The 15,269-nt window shown below is 65.5% G+C and carries 13 protein-coding genes; all 13 read right to left on the bottom strand.

Features of this window, described 5'->3' with window-relative positions; genetic code table 11:
* Positions 1 to 20: 20 nt before the first annotated feature.
* Complete coding sequence (locus tag KYE46_RS15830) at positions 21 to 1,826, bottom strand: patatin-like phospholipase family protein (RefSeq protein ID WP_219001933.1); 1,806 nt, start codon at positions 1,824 to 1,826, stop codon at positions 21 to 23.
* A 104-nt stretch (positions 1,827 to 1,930) separates the two neighbouring features.
* Positions 1,931 to 2,587, bottom strand: a complete 657-nt coding sequence (locus tag KYE46_RS15825; RefSeq protein ID WP_219001932.1) for a DUF938 domain-containing protein — start codon at positions 2,585 to 2,587, stop codon at positions 1,931 to 1,933.
* A complete protein-coding gene (locus KYE46_RS15820; protein ID WP_219001931.1) occupies positions 2,584 to 3,039 on the bottom strand; it encodes a hypothetical protein in 456 nt (151 codons plus the stop codon). Before KYE46_RS15820 ends, KYE46_RS15825 begins: the two co-directional genes overlap by 4 nt.
* Positions 3,039 to 3,494 (bottom strand): hypothetical protein, encoded by a 456-nt coding sequence (locus KYE46_RS15815; RefSeq protein ID WP_219001930.1) that lies wholly within the window; start codon positions 3,492 to 3,494, stop codon positions 3,039 to 3,041. Before KYE46_RS15815 ends, KYE46_RS15820 begins: the two co-directional genes overlap by 1 nt.
* Before the next feature lie 167 nt (positions 3,495 to 3,661).
* Positions 3,662 to 4,744 carry an NAD(P)/FAD-dependent oxidoreductase gene (locus KYE46_RS15810; RefSeq protein ID WP_219001929.1) on the bottom strand — a complete coding sequence of 361 codons (1,083 nt, stop codon included), beginning with the start codon at positions 4,742 to 4,744 and terminating at the stop codon, positions 3,662 to 3,664.
* 225 nt (positions 4,745 to 4,969) lie between these two features.
* Positions 4,970 to 6,052 carry a BMP family ABC transporter substrate-binding protein gene (locus tag KYE46_RS15805; protein ID WP_219001927.1) on the bottom strand — a complete coding sequence of 361 codons (1,083 nt, stop codon included), beginning with the start codon at positions 6,050 to 6,052 and terminating at the stop codon, positions 4,970 to 4,972.
* Complete coding sequence (locus KYE46_RS15800) at positions 6,049 to 6,813, bottom strand: ion transporter (RefSeq protein WP_219001925.1); 765 nt, start codon at positions 6,811 to 6,813, stop codon at positions 6,049 to 6,051. Before KYE46_RS15800 ends, KYE46_RS15805 begins: the two co-directional genes overlap by 4 nt.
* Positions 6,814 to 6,816: 3 nt before the next feature.
* Entirely contained in the window at positions 6,817 to 7,740 is a 924-nt protein-coding gene (locus KYE46_RS15795) for an ABC transporter permease (protein WP_219001923.1), read from the bottom strand.
* Between the two features lie 123 nt (positions 7,741 to 7,863).
* Positions 7,864 to 8,982, bottom strand: a complete 1,119-nt coding sequence (locus KYE46_RS15790) for an ABC transporter permease (protein ID WP_219001921.1) — start codon at positions 8,980 to 8,982, stop codon at positions 7,864 to 7,866.
* On the bottom strand, positions 8,979 to 10,508 hold the full coding sequence (locus KYE46_RS15785) for an ABC transporter ATP-binding protein (RefSeq protein ID WP_219001919.1): 1,530 nt from the start codon (positions 10,506 to 10,508) through the stop codon (positions 8,979 to 8,981). The genes KYE46_RS15790 and KYE46_RS15785 overlap by 4 nt, the downstream gene beginning before the upstream one ends.
* Positions 10,505 to 11,257, bottom strand: coding sequence for a xanthine dehydrogenase accessory protein XdhC (gene xdhC, locus KYE46_RS15780; protein WP_219001917.1), 753 nt, complete (start codon positions 11,255 to 11,257; stop codon positions 10,505 to 10,507). The genes KYE46_RS15785 and xdhC overlap by 4 nt, the downstream gene beginning before the upstream one ends.
* The gene (xdhB, locus tag KYE46_RS15775; protein WP_219001914.1) at positions 11,254 to 13,692 is read right to left on the bottom strand and encodes a xanthine dehydrogenase molybdopterin binding subunit; all 2,439 of its coding nucleotides are present in this window, start codon (positions 13,690 to 13,692) and stop codon (positions 11,254 to 11,256) included. Before xdhB ends, xdhC begins: the two co-directional genes overlap by 4 nt.
* On the bottom strand, positions 13,689 to 15,134 hold the full coding sequence (xdhA, locus tag KYE46_RS15770) for a xanthine dehydrogenase small subunit (protein WP_219001912.1): 1,446 nt from the start codon (positions 15,132 to 15,134) through the stop codon (positions 13,689 to 13,691). Before xdhA ends, xdhB begins: the two co-directional genes overlap by 4 nt.
* Positions 15,135 to 15,269: the final 135 nt, after the last annotated feature.

Raw genomic sequence — 15,269 nt, 5'->3', positions numbered from 1 at the left:
CTCCGCGTGGGCGCTGGCATTCAGGTGGTCAGGCCCGCCGCCGCTCGCAGCGCGGCCATCTGCGCGTCACCCGCCGCCTCGCGCGCCGCGAAATCCTCCATCGCGTGCTTATAGGCCATCTCGTAGAACAATTTGTGCTGTCCCCAGGCCAGGAAACCCGCGCCCGTCAGACCCGGCGGGCGGATCATCAGGTCCGAGGGATTGAGGGCGGTCATCATGTCGGACTGCCCCACCAGCAGCGAGCGCATGACGGTGGAAATCACGCCGGGGACGCGGGCACCGGGCTTGGCGAAGGGATTGACCGTTTGCCGCAGCAACTGACCCCGGCCGGGCAGGCTCGGGTAATCGACGTGCATCGTCTTCTCGGTGGATTTCTGGACGTTGACCACAACATTGGGGCCGGTCTTGAGGCGGTGCATCGTGCGGAAGGGCATGTTGTCGATGCAGCCCCCATCCACGAGCATCTTCCCCTCGCGGGTGAAAAACGGAGGCAGGACGCCGGGGATCGCCGAGGAGGCGCGGATCGCCTCCCACAGCGGGCCTCGGGTGATGGTGACCTTCTCCATCTCCGAGAGGTCAGCGGCGACGGCGTAATAGGGCAGCCAGAGGTCTTCGATCGGCTCCTCTCCGAAGTGCTCCACAAGGGCGGCGTCGAGAACCTTGTGATCGAGGAAGGCGAACTTCGGCACGGTGATCTTTCGCATCGCGCCGGAGCGCACGAAGATTTCCTCCACGCGGGGGCCGATCTCCTCGGCGGGCACGCCAAGGGCGATGGCGCCACCCATGGCCGAGCCGACCGAGGTGCCGCCGACGATGTCGACAGGCAGGCCAAGCTCGTTCATCGCGCGGTAGACACCGACATGGGCCACACCGAAGGCGCCGCCACCCGAAAGCACCATGCCCACGGCGCGACCCGAGAGGAACCGGCCGAGGCGGGCGATATCCGCGTCTCCACCGGTCAGCGCCACGTGATGATGCAGGAAGACGGGCCGCGTATCGAGCCAGCGACCGGTGCCGGGCGCCTTCTGCATCCGATGCGGGTGCAAGAGCACGAGGCGCCGCTGGCTTTCCGGCAGGATGCGAAGCGCGAAGGCCTCCAGTGCGGAGGGCTCCTGATAATTGATCGCCTGCGCCACGATCACGGCCTGATCGGCCTGCTTCAGCGCGGCGCGGGACCAATCGCCATCCGTGGCATTGGCCACGAAGAGCACGATCTGCGCGCCCTGTTCCTGCGCGTTGAGCCACGCGATGGAGTCGGGCGCCGTGGGATCGGCACGCTCGCCGAGGGCTTGTTTGAACGCGGTCTCGGTCACAAGGGTGACGGAATGATGAGCCTCGATCGCGCGGGTCAGATCGGGGATGAAACGCTCGGGCAGGGGCGCGTTGGCGGCTGGAAGGATGCAGAAGGTGCGGGCCGGGGGGCGGCTCGGATCCGGCGTGACCCGTGCCGACGTTGCGGCCAGCCGTCCGGCCAGTTCTGCCGCCATCGCCTGCGGCAAGCCCTCGACCTCGGCGCAGAGCGCGTCATAGGTGGGGCGGTCGATGCGATAGACAATGCTGTCCCGCGCGGCCACCACATCCGCCGTACGGGCCGAGCCGGTGAGGAAGGCGATCTCTCCGATCACCGAGCCCGCGCCGATCTCGGCGAGGTCCACGCCGTCCCGCTCGACCCGGAAGCGACCGGAGAAGACGAGGTACATCGCCTCTGCGTCGGTCCCGGCCGCAATCAGCTTGTGGCCGCGTTCGACGGGCGTCTGGGAGAGCCGCGCGAAGGCAGGCCCCTGCAAGATGCTGAACAAGCCTTCAGGCGCGAAATCGCTTTGCATCAATTCGTCTTTCCGGTCGTCTGATATAGTAAATAGGCCCGCCAAGAGCGGGCCGTTAATTTAATTATAGTAAACACCTGATTAGGGGAAAACGAAACGTTTCCTTACGTGACACCGCCCAGATCCGGTTTGACGCCGCAAAGCAGCAGATTATTGGCAGGCATCGCGGCGGGCGCGGCAACGTCCAACCCCGCGTCACGCCAGATATCACAGGCCCAGGCGACGTCCTTGTAGCCTGCTTCCTGTCCCTCAGCGCGCAGGCGCGCATCGAACTCGGCGTCGCCGTCGGACGTCGTCTGCCCATCGCGCAGGAAGGGCCCGTAGGCGACCGCGCGCCCGCCGGGCCGCACGGCCCTCGCGATTTCGACCATGCAGGCCCGCGCGGCGGGTTCAGAGACGAGATGCAGGAGGTTCGCCAGAAAGATGAGGTCGTAGTCACCGTGCTCTGCCGCCCAACCGGCCGTGCAGGCATCAAGCGATATCGGCGGTGCGATGTTGGGTGAGGGCTCGGCCTGCACCCAGGCCCGGATCGAGGCGCGGCGGTCGGGATCCGGGTCGGACGGTTGCCAGAGGATATTCGGCATCGCCTGGGCGAAGCGGATCACATGCTGTCCGGTGCCCGAGGCAATTTCCAGCGCCCGCGCCCCGGCGGGCAGGTCCGCGGCGATCCGCGTCAAAGCCGCCGCAAGCGCATCCCGGTTGCGCAGGGCGGCGGGGGCATTCAGCCGCCCATCATCGAAGGTGGGCGACGGCTGCGTCATTGGTCGGCTTGCATCATGATCTGAAGCGCGCCGGATTGCGCCAGATGGGCCATGAAGGCGTCCATCATGCCGCATTCCGCCACGATGGCACCAACCTCGTCATCAGTCATGTCGCCGGGGTTGCCGACTTCCACATCGCCGTTCATCACTTCCTCGGTGGTGAGCGTCTCGAGGCGGTTCTCCATCTCGGTGACCATCTCGGACACGGCGGGCTCTCCAGCCTGCGCAACGAAGCCGTCGTACATGCAGGTATAAGCGGCGCGCAGCCCCTCGGACCATTCCGCCGAGGGCATGTTGCCTTCCAGCGCCGGGGTCTGTTCGACCATGGCGTCGAACATCATGCCGTTGATGGTCGTGGCGACCGCCTCCAGCCGCTCGAACGATGATTGCGCGTGGGCGGGCAGGAGGGCGAGGGCGGAGAGGGGCAGCGCGAGGGCTGTTGCGCGCAGCATCATTGCGCTTGCAGGGCCTGCATCGCGCCGGATTCTGCCAGCCGCTGCATCTGCAGTTCCAAAAGGCCGCATTCGTTGTTGATCTGCTGCACCTGCGCGGCTGTCAGGCCCTGCGGCACACCGGCGCTGAAGGTTCCGTCGAGAAGGTCCGCCGGACGGGCGGAAGCAATCGCGGTCTCGAACTCGGCCAGCATTGCGTCGACACCGTCTTCGCCCACGGCGCGCTCGTAATCACGAAGCGCGCAACGGCCAGCGCGCCGCTCGGGACGGCCCCATTCGGCAGAAGGAAGCAGACCCTGCAGCACGGGGTATTGCGCGGCCAGACCCTCGTAGGTGAGCGCGGTCATTTGCTCGCTCAAGGCTTCGAAACGGTCGAGTTGCGATTGTGCCTGGGCGGCGAGGGGCAGGGTCATCAGCGCGGCGGCGAAGCCTGCGCACAGGAAGGAACGGTTCATTGAGATCTCCGGAATTTGTAAGGGCCGGTAAACGGTTTGGACTTAGAATAGAGCCACTGCGAAGCAGTTCCAAGTTCCGGTCATCGGGACGGGGGCCAATGGGCGGGGTTTTGCACCCTGCCGCATTGCCTGCCGTCCCTTGTTTTTCTCGCCCGACCGGGCACACGTCATTTTGATCGGAAGCGTGCCGGGGACAGGGCCTTCACGACGACATCGTCAAGCGCGGGCGGCGTGCCTGCAACGAGGTCCGCCAGAAGCTGGCTGGCGGCGGGTGCGGTCTGGAAGCCGTAGCCTCCCTGGCCCGCGCTCCAGAGGAAGGTCGGATCAGAGGGCTCGGGGCCGATGACGAGGCACCGGTCGGGCGCGAAGGTCCGCAGGCCCGCCCAGGAGCTGGTCACGCGGGTGACCTCCTCGGTCACGAAGGGCTGATACCGGGCGATTCCCTCGGCCAGCGTCATGTCGTCGGCATAGGCATCGTGAGGCGTTGCGGCCTCTTCCTCTGCCGGCGAGACCAGCCATGCGCCCGCGTCGGGCTTGGCGTACCAAGCCTCGCCCGCGCCGAAAATCATCGGCCAGCGGCTGACGTCGTGGCCCCCCGGCGCCGGCATCCGCGCCATGGAGCGCCGGTAGGGGGTCAGCCCGATCGGCTCGATACCGGCGAGGCTGGCGATCTGGTCGGCCCAGGCTCCGGCGGCATTCACGATGTGTCGCGCGTGGAGGGTCTGGCTGTTGGTGGTGACCTCCCACCCGTCGTCCATACGGGTCAGGGCGGTGACGGTCTGACCGGTCTGCACCGATCCATTGGCGCGGATCGTGCGGGCGAAGTGCTGCACCATGCGATCGGTATCGATGTCCCACGCCGCGTCGTGATGGGCTGCGCGGGTGATGTGGTCCGCGTTGAGGATCGGGACGAGGGCGCAGGCCTCTGCGAGCGAAATTTCGGTCAGGTCCATGGCCGTGACGTCGTGCTCGAAAGCCGCAGCCTCGGCCTCGCTCGCCAGCATCAGCAAGCCGCGCGGCGAGAGGAAGCCGCCGTCGAGCGTCTGGTGATCGTCCAGAGACGCATGGTTCAGCGCGACAGTGACTGGGTGGCCGTAGTTCGCCTCGTAGAGCGCGGCCGACCGGCCGGAGGTGTGATAGGCCAGCGCGGGCTCGACCTCCAGAAGGCAGGTGGTGCCAAGGGCCGCGAGCCGCGCGCCCGCGGAGGTGCCGGCGATACCGCCGCCGATGATGAGGAAATCATAGGTCATGGGCGTAGGCGTGACATGGAGGGCGCGTCTGGACAAGAGGGGGAAGGCGGCTTTTGAAGCGGTCCTTATTGCGGCTTTGCAAGGGGGGCGTGCCGTGTGTCCGGGTGGCGCGCTTTGCACTGTTGGGATGAGTTGTATTTGCCAAGATGAAGGGAGCCGGGGGTGCTCCATGAAAAAGGCCCGCCGGATGGGGCGGGCCTTTGATGAGGTTGACGCGTGCAGCGATCAGTTCGGGATGTCGCCGGTGATGCCTTCGACGTAAAAATCCATCCCCGCGAGCGTGCCGTCGTCGGCCACTTCGCCTTCCGCGAGCCATGCGGTGCCGTCCTGGCGGTTGATCGGGCCGGTGAACGGGTGGTATTCGCCCGCCGCGATTGCGTCGATCATTTCCTGTGCCGACGCGCGGACCTCTTCCGGGATTGCTTCAGTCATCTCGCCGATCTCGACCATGCCGGGGCCGATGCCGTCCCAGGTGTCGGCCTGCTCCCAGGTGCCGTCGAGCGCCATGCCGACGCGTTCGATGTAGTAGGGCGCCCAGTTGTCGATGATCGAGGAGATCCGCGGCGCGGGCGCGAATTGGGCCATGTCCGAGGCCTGTCCGAAGGAGTAGATGCCGGCTTCCTGCGCCGCGGCCTGGGGTGCCGTGGAATCGGTGTGCTGCAGGATCACGTCAGCGCCGGCGTCGATCAGCGCCTGGGCCGCTGCGCCTTCGGCTGCGGGATCGAACCAAGTGTAGGCCCAGACCACCCGGAATTCGACATCGGGGTTCACCGCGCGGGCGTGGAGATAGGCCGAGTTGATGCCGCGAATGACTTCGGGGATCGGGAAGGACGCGATGTAGCCGATGATGTTGCTCTCGGTCATCTGCCCCGCGATGTGGCCCTGAATGGCGCGGCCCTCGTAGAAGCGCGCGGAATAGGTGGAGACGTTCGGATGCTCGCGCAGGTAGCCGGTGGCATGTTCGAACAGCACGTCGGGGAACTGGCCCGCGACCGCGTTGGTGGCTTCCATGTAGCCGAACGACGTGGTGAAGACCATGTCGGCGCCGCCGAGGATCATCGTGGTGATCGCGCGTTCGGCATCGGCACCTTCCGGCACGGATTCGAGGAACACGGTCTCGACCTGGTCGCCGAAGTGCTCTTCCACCGCGAGGCGGCCCTGGTCGTGCTCATAGGTCCAGCCCAGGTCGCCCGTGGGGCCGACGTAGATGAAGCCGACCTGCAGCGGCTCGTGGCCATCGGCAAAGGCTGCGCCGGCGAGGCCCGTGGCAAGCGCCGCCGTGGCCAGAAGTTTGGTGGTGAGTTTCATTGTTCATCCCCTCTGTTGGATTCAGTTTCTTTGGTTAAGATTTGGTCCGTAGGAGCCGCCTCGGTCAAGGCGGCGGTTACGAGCCCGGCAGGAACGGCGATGATGCCGATCCCGATCAGCATGATGACCCCGGTGAAGATGCGCCCTCCCACGGTGATCGGATAGACGTCGCCGTAGCCCACGGTGGTGAAGGTGGCGATGGCCCACCAGAGGCTTTCGGGGATCGAGGAAAACCCTTCAGGCTGAGCCTGATGCTCGAAGTGGTAAATCCCCACGGAGGCAAGGTAGAGCGCCACGGCTGCGATGAAGAAGAAGATCGCGAACTCGGCCCTGATGGCATCCAGCGCCCGGGCGATCCTGTCGAGCGCATTGTTGGCCTTGAACAGCTTCAAAAGCCGCAGCAGGCGCAGCAGGCGAATGGCGCGGATCGTCGCGAAATCGGGCATCATGAAGATCAGCGCAGGCACGATGGCGAGGAAATCCACGATCCCCCAGAAGCTGAACGCGTAGCGTATCGGATGGGCGCTACAAGTCAGGCGAAGGGCGTATTCGATGATGAAGATCGTCAGGATCACGATCTCGACCGTGACGAGCACGGTGGTCATCGTGGGGGTCAGCGAGGGCATCGTCTCGAGCGCGATGACGACCGCGGATATGCAGATCAATGCGTAGATCACTAGCGCCACGGACCGCCCCACGCGGGGGTGCGTTCCGTCGAGGACCTCGATGACCTCAGCGCGGGTGAAACCGAAGAGCTTCATGGGTTACCCGGTAGCATGGAAAGTCTTGCCGAGCGCGGCGGGTGCGTTGATCGCGGTCTTGGCGCGGTCCGAGGACATAATGACAAGGACGATGATGGTGACGATGTAGGGAGAGGCGTCCAGAAGCGCGACGGGGACCGAGACCTCGGCCGCTTGCAGGCGCAATTGCAACGCGGCGATACCGCCGAAGAGCCATGCGCCGAACAGCACGCGGCCCGACTTCCAGCCCGCAAAGACCACCAGCGCCAGCGCGATCCAGCCAGCGCCTGCGGTCATGCCCTGCACCCAGTTCTCGACATAGACGATGGAGAGGAACGCGCCGCCGAGCCCGGCCATGGCGCCGCCGAAGACGATGGCGGCGAAGCGGATGCGGATCACCTTGTAGCCGAGCGCATGGGCGGCGTCGTGGCTTTCGCCCACGGCGCGGATGATCAGCCCGATGCGGGTGTGCTTGAGGACATAGGCGATCGCGAAAACAGCCGCGACGGCGAGATAGGTGACGAGATCATGTCCGAGCAATATCGGCCCAATGACGGGAATGGTCCGCAGAACCTCGGGCAGAGGCTTGGCGACCTCGGGGATCGGTTGGCCCTCGTATCCGACGCCAAGCAGGGCCGCGAGGCCGAGGCCGAAGAGCGTCAGGGCGAGGCCCGTGGCGACCTGGTTCGACATGAGGAACTGGGTGAGGACGGCGAAAATCACGGAGAGGCACGCGCCTCCCGCCATGCCCGCGATGAAGGCCAATGTCGGCGATCCGCTATGGTGGGCGACGACGAAGCCGCAGACGGCGCCCATGATCATCATGCCTTCGACGCCGAGGTTCAGGACGCCCGATTTCTCCACCACCAATTCTCCCAGTGCCGCGAGGAGCACGGGGGTGGAGATCGTGATCAAGGCGACGATGAGGGTGACGGGATCAATGATCATGGAAAGCCCTCGGGAATGGTGCCGCAGCGCTTGGCTTGCAGCCACGTGGCGGTGAGAACCGGTCAGTGGGCGAGCGCCGCGGTGTGCCGGGACGCTGACGCAGGTGGGGGCGTTTGATCTCGGTCATGCCTTCGCCTCCCGCCCGACGCGGACGCGGTAGTTCGACAGGACATCGAGCGCGAGAAGGAAGAACAGGAGCATCCCCTGGAAGGCCTGGATCGCCGGGGCAGGGACCTGCAACAGAAGTTGTGCCAGCTCGCCCCCGATATAGGTGAGCGCCATCAAGAGGCCCGCGAAAAGAATGCCGATCGGATGCAAGCGGCCGAGGAACGCCACGATGATCGCCGTGAAGCCGTAGCCGACGTTGAGGTCGATGGTGACCTGACCCGCGGGGCCCGAGACCTCGAAAACGCCCGCGGCCCCGGCCAGCGCGCCGGAAATGCCGAGGCAGAGGATCACCATGCGCGCCGGGCTGACGCCCGAGAACCGGGCCGCGCGCGGCGCCTGTCCGGCGAGTTTGATCTGGTAGCCAAACAGGTGTTTCTGGAACAGGACGTAGGCCGCGATCACGGCAGCGAGGGCTGCGAAGACGCCGTAATGGGCGAGGTCGAAGAACCCGCCCGCAAAGCCCTCCAGCCCCAGTTGATCCACCACCACGGGATTGTCCGTACCCGGATGCCGCGCGAGGTTGCGCGAGCCGGGGAAGCCTTGTCCGTCGGGGTTGCGCAGCCAGCTTGTGGCGGCGGAGGCGAGGATAGCCTCGGCCACGTAGACCAACAGCAAGGACACGAGGATCTCGTTCGTGTTGGCTTTCGTCTTCAGCACCGCCGGGATCATCGCCCAGAGGAAGCCGCCGAGCAGTCCGGCGACGATCATGCCGGGAAAGATCAGCGGATGCTCGGACGGATAAAGCGCCAGTCCGAAGGAGGCGCCTGCGAGCGCCCCGATGATATATTGACCCTCGGCCCCGATGTTCCAGATCCCCGCCCGGAACCCGAGTGACAGGCCGATGGCGATCAGGATCAGCGGTCCCGCCTTCACCAGCAGTTGCGGCCGCGAGAAAGAGGCGAAGCGTTCATGAAACAGCGGATCCCAGAAGATGATGCGGATCACCTCGACAGGGTCCTTGCCGAGCAGCGCGAACATCAGCCCGCCGGCCAGCATGGTCAGGATCACAGCGATGACCGGCGTCGAGAGCGCCCAGGCACGGGACGGTGTCGGGCGCTTCTCAAGACGGATCATGTGTGCGCTCCCGGTGCGGCTTCAGACATTCCATGGTCGCCGCCAAGCATGAGCCCGATCGCTTCCATCGACAGTTCCCGCGCAAGGCGGGGGGCTGAGAGGCGGCCTTCGTTAAGGGCACAGAAACGATCCGAGATTTCAAGAAGTTCGTCGAGGTCCTGCGAAATGACGATGACCCCCGCGCCGCCTTCCGCCAGATCGAGAAGTGCCTGACGGATGTCGGCCGCGGCCGAGGCATCCACGCCCCAGGTCGGCTGGTTCACGACCAGAACCTTCGGATCCTGCAGGATCTCCCGCCCGATGACGAATTTTTGCAGGTTGCCGCCCGAAAGCGCTCGCGCCGCGGTGGCGTTGCCGGGGGTGCGGACGTCGAACTTGCTGATGATCTCATCGGCGAAATCACGGGCCTTGGACCAGTTGATGAAGCCGCGCGCGGCAAGCGCCTTGCGGGATTGACCGGTCAGGACCGCGTTCTCGGTCAGGCTCATGTCCGGGGCGGCGGCGTGGCCCAACCGCTCTTCGGGTGCCGACAACAGGCCGCCCGCGCGCCGGGCGTTTGGCCCCTCGGCGCCAATGTCGCGCCCGTCGAAAGTCAGCGTGCCGGGGGCGGTCGGGCGCTCACCCGACAGAACCGCGAGCAACTCATCCTGCCCATTCCCCGCAACCCCGCCGATGCCAAGAATCTCACCGGCTCGGACCTCCAGCGTGATATCCTTGAGAGAGGTGCCGAAGGGCGTCACGGAGGGCTGCGAGAGGCCGTCGATCGTGAGCAACGCCGCGCCCGGTGTCGTGTTGGAGCGCGCCGGAACAGCCAAGGATTTGCCCACCATCATCTCGGCCATCTGAGCCGCGGACGTGGCCTTCGGGTCGCATTTGCCGACAACCTTGCCGAGCCGCAGGATCGTCGCGGCGTCGCAGAGGTTCCGGATTTCTTCAAGCTTATGCGAGATATAGAGGATCGAGGTGCCTTCCGCGCTGAGCTTGCGCAGGGTCTGGAACAGGATCTCGACCTCTTGCGGCGTGAGGACGCTTGTCGGCTCGTCCATGATCAGGAGCCGGGGGTCCTGCAGCAGGCAGCGAATGATCTCGACCCGCTGACGTTCGCCCGCCGAGAGATCGCCCACAAGGCTGTGCGGGTCGAGAGGTAGGCCATAGGCGGCACTGACCTCGGTTATGCGCGCCGAGAGATCGCGGGGCTTGGGCGGCTTCTCCATCCCGAGCGCGATGTTCTCTGCGACGCTGAGCGCCTCGAACAGGCTGAAATGCTGGAACACCATCGCGACACCCGCCTCGCGCGCGGCTCGGGGTTCTGCCGGGGTGTGGTGCGTGCCGCTCAATGCCATGACGCCGGCGTCGGGCTTCACCAAGCCGTAGATCATTTTCACCAATGTCGATTTGCCGGCGCCGTTCTCACCCAGTAGCGCATGAACCTCGCCCGGTTGGATGGCGAACGTGACATCATCGTTTGCGACAACACCGGGGTAGGCTTTGGTCAAGCCATTCAGTTCGAGCAGCGGTATCGTCATGGTCCCCCTGATGCTGCCGATTCTTGCAGCGTTTGATTAACAAGTAGCCGCGCTGCGACGCCAATCGCAATGGCCTGAGGATGTTTGCCGAGGCTTGGGTCACCCATAGGGCACATGATGCGCGAAATTTGGTCGTTGTCATGACCCAAGTGCAAAAGCCTTTTGCGAAAGCGCGCCCATTTCGTCGCCGACCCGATGAGCCCGGCACTGGCGAAGCCACGCGACAGGGCGGCGTGGCAAAGCGCCAGATCGATATCATGCGAATAGGTTGCGATCAGGTGGTGCGCATCGACCGGCGCATGGGTCATCATCCGCGGCATGTCCGTCGCAATGAGCCTGTGGATCGACTCGGGAATATCCTGTGGATAACGCGCCTCGTCCGTATCGATCCAGGTGATTTCGATCTGTGGCAGCGGCGACAGCGTGTGGATAAGGGCGCGGCCCACGTGGCCCGCCCCCCAGACCCAAAGCTGCGTTGTGGCGGGTTCCGGCAACTCGTCCGCACTGCGCAATTCCAGCGTCACGACGCCCCCGCAGCATTGCCCGAGAGACGGCCCGAGAGGGAACGTCCGGGTGCGCGCGGTCTCGCCGCTCTCCAGCATCGCGCGCGCGATTGCCATGGCTTCCCACTCCAGCGCGCCGCCTCCGATGGTGCCGCTGATCCGGTCCGCATAGACCAGCATCGCGGTGCCGACCTCTCGCGGGGCGGAACCTTTGACATCGGTAACCGTGACGCGGATCGCACTCATTGCCGTGCGCGGGTGACGGCCGCCAGAACGGCCTCCGCAGTGGCCGGAGCCTGGAGATCCGGAAAGCCCGGCCCCGTCGCGGCGCAGGCGTTAGACAGCGCCGAGAAGACGGAGATCCCGAGCATGAAGGGCGGCTCTCCTACAGCCTTCGAGCGGTAGATGGTCTCTTCCCGGTTCACCGCGTCATAGAGGGAGACGTTGAAGATATCCGGCGCGTCCGAGGCGCAGGGGATCTTGTAGGTCGACGGCGCATGGGTCTTGAGCACGCCCTTGGGGTCCCAGACCAGTTCCTCGGTCGTCAGCCATCCGGCCCCCTGAACGAACCCGCCCTCGACCTGGCCGATATCAATCGCCGGATTCAGCGAGGCGCCCGCGTCATGCAAAATATCGGTGCGCAGGATCCGGTTCTCGCCGGTGAGCGTGTCGATCACGACCTCGGAACAGGCGGCGCCATAGGCGAAGTATAGGAAAGGGCGACCCTCTCCGGCAATCCGGTCCCAGGCGATCTTCGGCGTCTTGTAGAAGCCGGTCGCCGAAAGCGAGACCCGCGCCATGTAGGCGCGCGTGACGGCGTCGGTGAAGGGCATCTCGGCCGAGGGCGAACGGACCATGCCATCCTCGAAGGTGATCTCCTCCGGTTCCGCCTGGAGCTCTTCCGCCAGGGTTCGAGCGATCCGCGCACAGATCTTGTCGCAGGCATCCTTCACGGCCATCCCGTTCAGATCGGTACCCGAAGACGCCGCCGTGGCCGAGGTATTGGGCACCTTGCCCGTGTCTGTCGCGGTGATCTTGACCTGGGTGACCGGCACGCCAAAGCGGCTTGCCGCGACCTGGGCCACCTTCTGGAACAGGCCCTGTCCCATTTCGGTGCCGCCATGGTTCATGTGGATCGAGCCATCCTGATACACATGCACCAGCGCGCCCGCCTGGTTGAGATGGGTAAGGGTGAAGGAGATGCCGAATTTGACCGGCGTCAATGCGATCCCACGCTTGAGGATCGGTTCCTTCTCGTTCCACGCCGCAACAGTCTCGACCCGGCGGGCGTAATCGCACTCGGCAGCCAGCCTTTCGGTCATGTCATGAAGGATGAAATCCTCCACCTCCATGCCGTAGGGCGTCGTATTCCCGGCAGCCGTACCGGTCTCAGGAGAATGTGCGCCGCCGTAGCGCTTGGCACCACCCTCCGACGTGACCCGGACCGCGCCACGACCCTCAAGGTCGGCCGTCTCGAGCCGGTGCCCTTTCACCTTTTCCGAAGTACGGCCCCCGGAGGGTCCCCCGCTTTCCACCTCAGCTGCGCGGTAGTAATTTTTGCGCCGCAGTTCCAACGGGTCCACCCCCAATTGATGTGCAGCGTGGTCCATCACCCGCTCGATCCCGACCATGCCCTGCGGGCCGCCGAAGCCTCGGTAGGCGGTGGCGGATTGGGTATTGGTCTTCCAGCGGTGGGAGGTGATCCGCGCGGCTGGCAGAAGATAGGCGTTGTCAGCATGCAACATGGCGCGGTCGGCTACGGGCAGCGACAGGTCCATCGCCCATCCACACCGGATGTGCTGGGTGAAATCGACACCAAGCAGATGCCCCTCCGCGTCGAACCCCGCGCGGTAGCTCACGCGCGCATCGTGGCGCTTGCCCGTGATGATGAAGTCATCGTCCCGGTCATAGCGCATCTTGCAGGGCCGTCCGGTACGAGCCGCCATGACGGCGCAGGCGATGGCCAGATGGTTGCCCTGGCTCTCCTTGCCGCCGAAGCCGCCGCCCATGCGCCGCACTTCCACGCGGACCGCGTGCATCGGCAGGCCGAGGGCATCAGCGACCTTGTGTTGAATTTCGGTCGGGTGCTGGGAGGAGGAATAGACGACCATGTCGCCGCCTTCCTGCGGCAGGGCGAGGGCCGATTGCCCCTCGAGGTAGAAATGCTCCTGCCCGCCGATGTCGATGCTACCCTCCACTACATGTTGGGCGTCCGAGAGGGCCGCGTCGATATCTCCCTTCCGGTAAATTCGAGGACCGTCTTCGAACCGGCTGTCGGCGGCCTCCGCCTCTTCGATGCTGAGGATCGGCGTCTCCTCATCCAGCGAGACATGGGCCAGGACGGCGGCGCGGCGCGCCTGCAGATGGGTCTGTGCAGCGACGAGGTAGAGCGGCTGACCCGCGTAGTGGATCGTGCCGTCGGACAGGAGCGGCTCGTCGTGGTTGGAGGGCGAGCAATCGGGGATCGGATCGAGGTCTGCGCCTGACACCACCGCATGGACACCTGCGGCAGCCATGGTCGGTGCAAGGTCCATCCCGGTCACACGGCCCTTCGCGATCGGCGACAGGCCGAAGGCAAGGTGAAGGCAGTCCGACGGCGTGGGAATGTCATCGATGTAGCGCGCGGCGCCCGTTACATGCAGGCGCGCGGCGTCATGGGGCAGGGGCTTGTGAACGCTCATGGCCGCACCTCCAGCACGTTGGTGGCTTGACCGGACAGCTCTGCCACCGCCCGAAGCAGCATGTTCTGCGCCGCTTGCATCCGGTACGCCGCCGAGGCGCGCATGTCGGTGAGGGGAGAGAAATCCTTGGCCAATTCGCCCATGGCCGCGGCCGCCGTCTCTTGCGAGGCCGGTTGGCCGGAGAGGGCCGCCTCGACTGCCTTGGCGCGTTTCGGGATGCCAGCCATGCCGCCGAACGCAATGCGGGCAGCGGTGATGGTGCCGTCTTCCACCACGAGGTTGAAGGCACCGCACACGGCGGAGATGTCCTGGTCGAAGCGTTTCGACAATTTGTAGACGCGCAGAGTGTCGGGCTGCACTGGAAGGCTCACAGCCTCCACGAATTCGCCGGGCGCCCGGTCCTGTTTGCCGTAGTCGAGAAAGAAGTCCTCCAGTGCCACCTCGCGGCGGCTGTCGCCGTGCCGCAGGTGAAGACGGGCGCCGAGGGCGATCAGGGCGGGAGGGTTGTCGCCGATGGGCGAGCCATTGGCGATATTGCCCCCGATCGTCGCCGCATTGCGGACCTGCACCGAGCCATAGCGGCGGATCATCTCGGCGTAGCTCGCGTGACGCGGTTTCATCGCGGCGAGCACCTCCGTCATTGAGGTCATCGCCCCGATGCGGATCGTGTCGTCGGTTATCGAAATACCCTTGAGGTCGGCGCATTGATTGAGAAACGCCACCTGCCCGAGATCGCGGTGCAGCTTGGTCACCCAGAGGCCGACGTCCGTGGCGCCCGCGATGAGCGTGGCGTCAGGATGCGCCGAGTACCAATCGGCGAGGGCGTCCGAGGAGGTCGGGGTGAAAGGTTCTTCATGCTGCCCCTCGGGGGCAAGGGGGGACGCTGTCCCCCGTCCTGCGGACTCCCCCTGGGATATTTCGGGAACGGGGAAGGGGGCGGACGCGAGGGTTTCAGCGTCGCTTTGCATATGCGCGGGGATGGGCTTGACTGCGGCGGCGTCGGCGGCGCGCAGGATCGGGGCGTAGCCGGTGCAGCGGCAGAGGTTTCCGGCGAGTTGATCCTCGTGATCCCGCTCGCCGTTCAGGTGCGCGATCGCCATCGAAGCGATGAAGCCGGGCGTGCAGAAGCCGCATTGGCTGCCGTGGTGTTCGACCATTGCCTCCTGCACCGGATGCAGGGTGCCGTCGGGGGCGGCAATGCCCTCGACCGTGCGCACGGCGCGCCCTTCGAGTTGTGGCAGGAACAGGATGCAGGCGTTGAGCGCGCGGGCCGTGCCATCGGCATCGGTGACCATGACGGTGCAGGCGCCGCAATCGCCCTCGTTGCAGCCTTCCTTGGTGCCAGTCAGGCGCGCGTCTTCGCGCAACCAGTCGAGGAGCGTGCGTGTCGGTGCCGCCTCCACTGATTGCGGCTCTCCGTTCAGAAGGAACCGGGTCGTCATATGGCTATGCCCACCGCGTTACTGGAGCTTTTGGGCGGTCATCCGGCCCTCGATGCGGCGTAGAGGGCGGCCCGTGGTGTAAGACCGCTCACAGGACAAACCATTTGCCCGCAATAATCAAGCCGTGTTGTGGCC

The organism is Gymnodinialimonas ceratoperidinii (assembly GCF_019297855.1).
Lineage (GTDB): Bacteria > Pseudomonadota > Alphaproteobacteria > Rhodobacterales > Rhodobacteraceae > Gymnodinialimonas > Gymnodinialimonas ceratoperidinii.
This window is presented reverse-complemented; position numbering and strand designations above follow the sequence as displayed.

What these genes read in the sequence shown, in the direction of transcription:
- KYE46_RS15830 (WP_219001933.1), bottom strand. Translation starts at nt 1,826, where the DNA reads ATGCAAAGCGATTTCGCGCCTGAAGGCTTGTTCAGCATCTTGCAGGGG.
- KYE46_RS15825 (WP_219001932.1), bottom strand. Translation starts at nt 2,587, where the DNA reads ATGACGCAGCCGTCGCCCACCTTCGATGATGGGCGGCTGAATGCCCCC.
- KYE46_RS15820 (WP_219001931.1), bottom strand. Translation starts at nt 3,039, where the DNA reads ATGCTGCGCGCAACAGCCCTCGCGCTGCCCCTCTCCGCCCTCGCCCTC.
- KYE46_RS15815 (WP_219001930.1), bottom strand. Translation starts at nt 3,494, where the DNA reads ATGAACCGTTCCTTCCTGTGCGCAGGCTTCGCCGCCGCGCTGATGACC.
- KYE46_RS15810 (WP_219001929.1), bottom strand. Translation starts at nt 4,744, where the DNA reads ATGACCTATGATTTCCTCATCATCGGCGGCGGTATCGCCGGCACCTCC.
- KYE46_RS15805 (WP_219001927.1), bottom strand. Translation starts at nt 6,052, where the DNA reads ATGAAACTCACCACCAAACTTCTGGCCACGGCGGCGCTTGCCACGGGC.
- KYE46_RS15800 (WP_219001925.1), bottom strand. Translation starts at nt 6,813, where the DNA reads ATGAAGCTCTTCGGTTTCACCCGCGCTGAGGTCATCGAGGTCCTCGAC.
- KYE46_RS15795 (WP_219001923.1), bottom strand. Translation starts at nt 7,740, where the DNA reads ATGATCATTGATCCCGTCACCCTCATCGTCGCCTTGATCACGATCTCC.
- KYE46_RS15790 (WP_219001921.1), bottom strand. Translation starts at nt 8,982, where the DNA reads ATGATCCGTCTTGAGAAGCGCCCGACACCGTCCCGTGCCTGGGCGCTC.
- KYE46_RS15785 (WP_219001919.1), bottom strand. Translation starts at nt 10,508, where the DNA reads ATGACGATACCGCTGCTCGAACTGAATGGCTTGACCAAAGCCTACCCC.
- xdhC (WP_219001917.1), bottom strand. Translation starts at nt 11,257, where the DNA reads ATGAGTGCGATCCGCGTCACGGTTACCGATGTCAAAGGTTCCGCCCCG.
- xdhB (WP_219001914.1), bottom strand. Translation starts at nt 13,692, where the DNA reads ATGAGCGTTCACAAGCCCCTGCCCCATGACGCCGCGCGCCTGCATGTA.
- xdhA (WP_219001912.1), bottom strand. Translation starts at nt 15,134, where the DNA reads ATGACGACCCGGTTCCTTCTGAACGGAGAGCCGCAATCAGTGGAGGCG.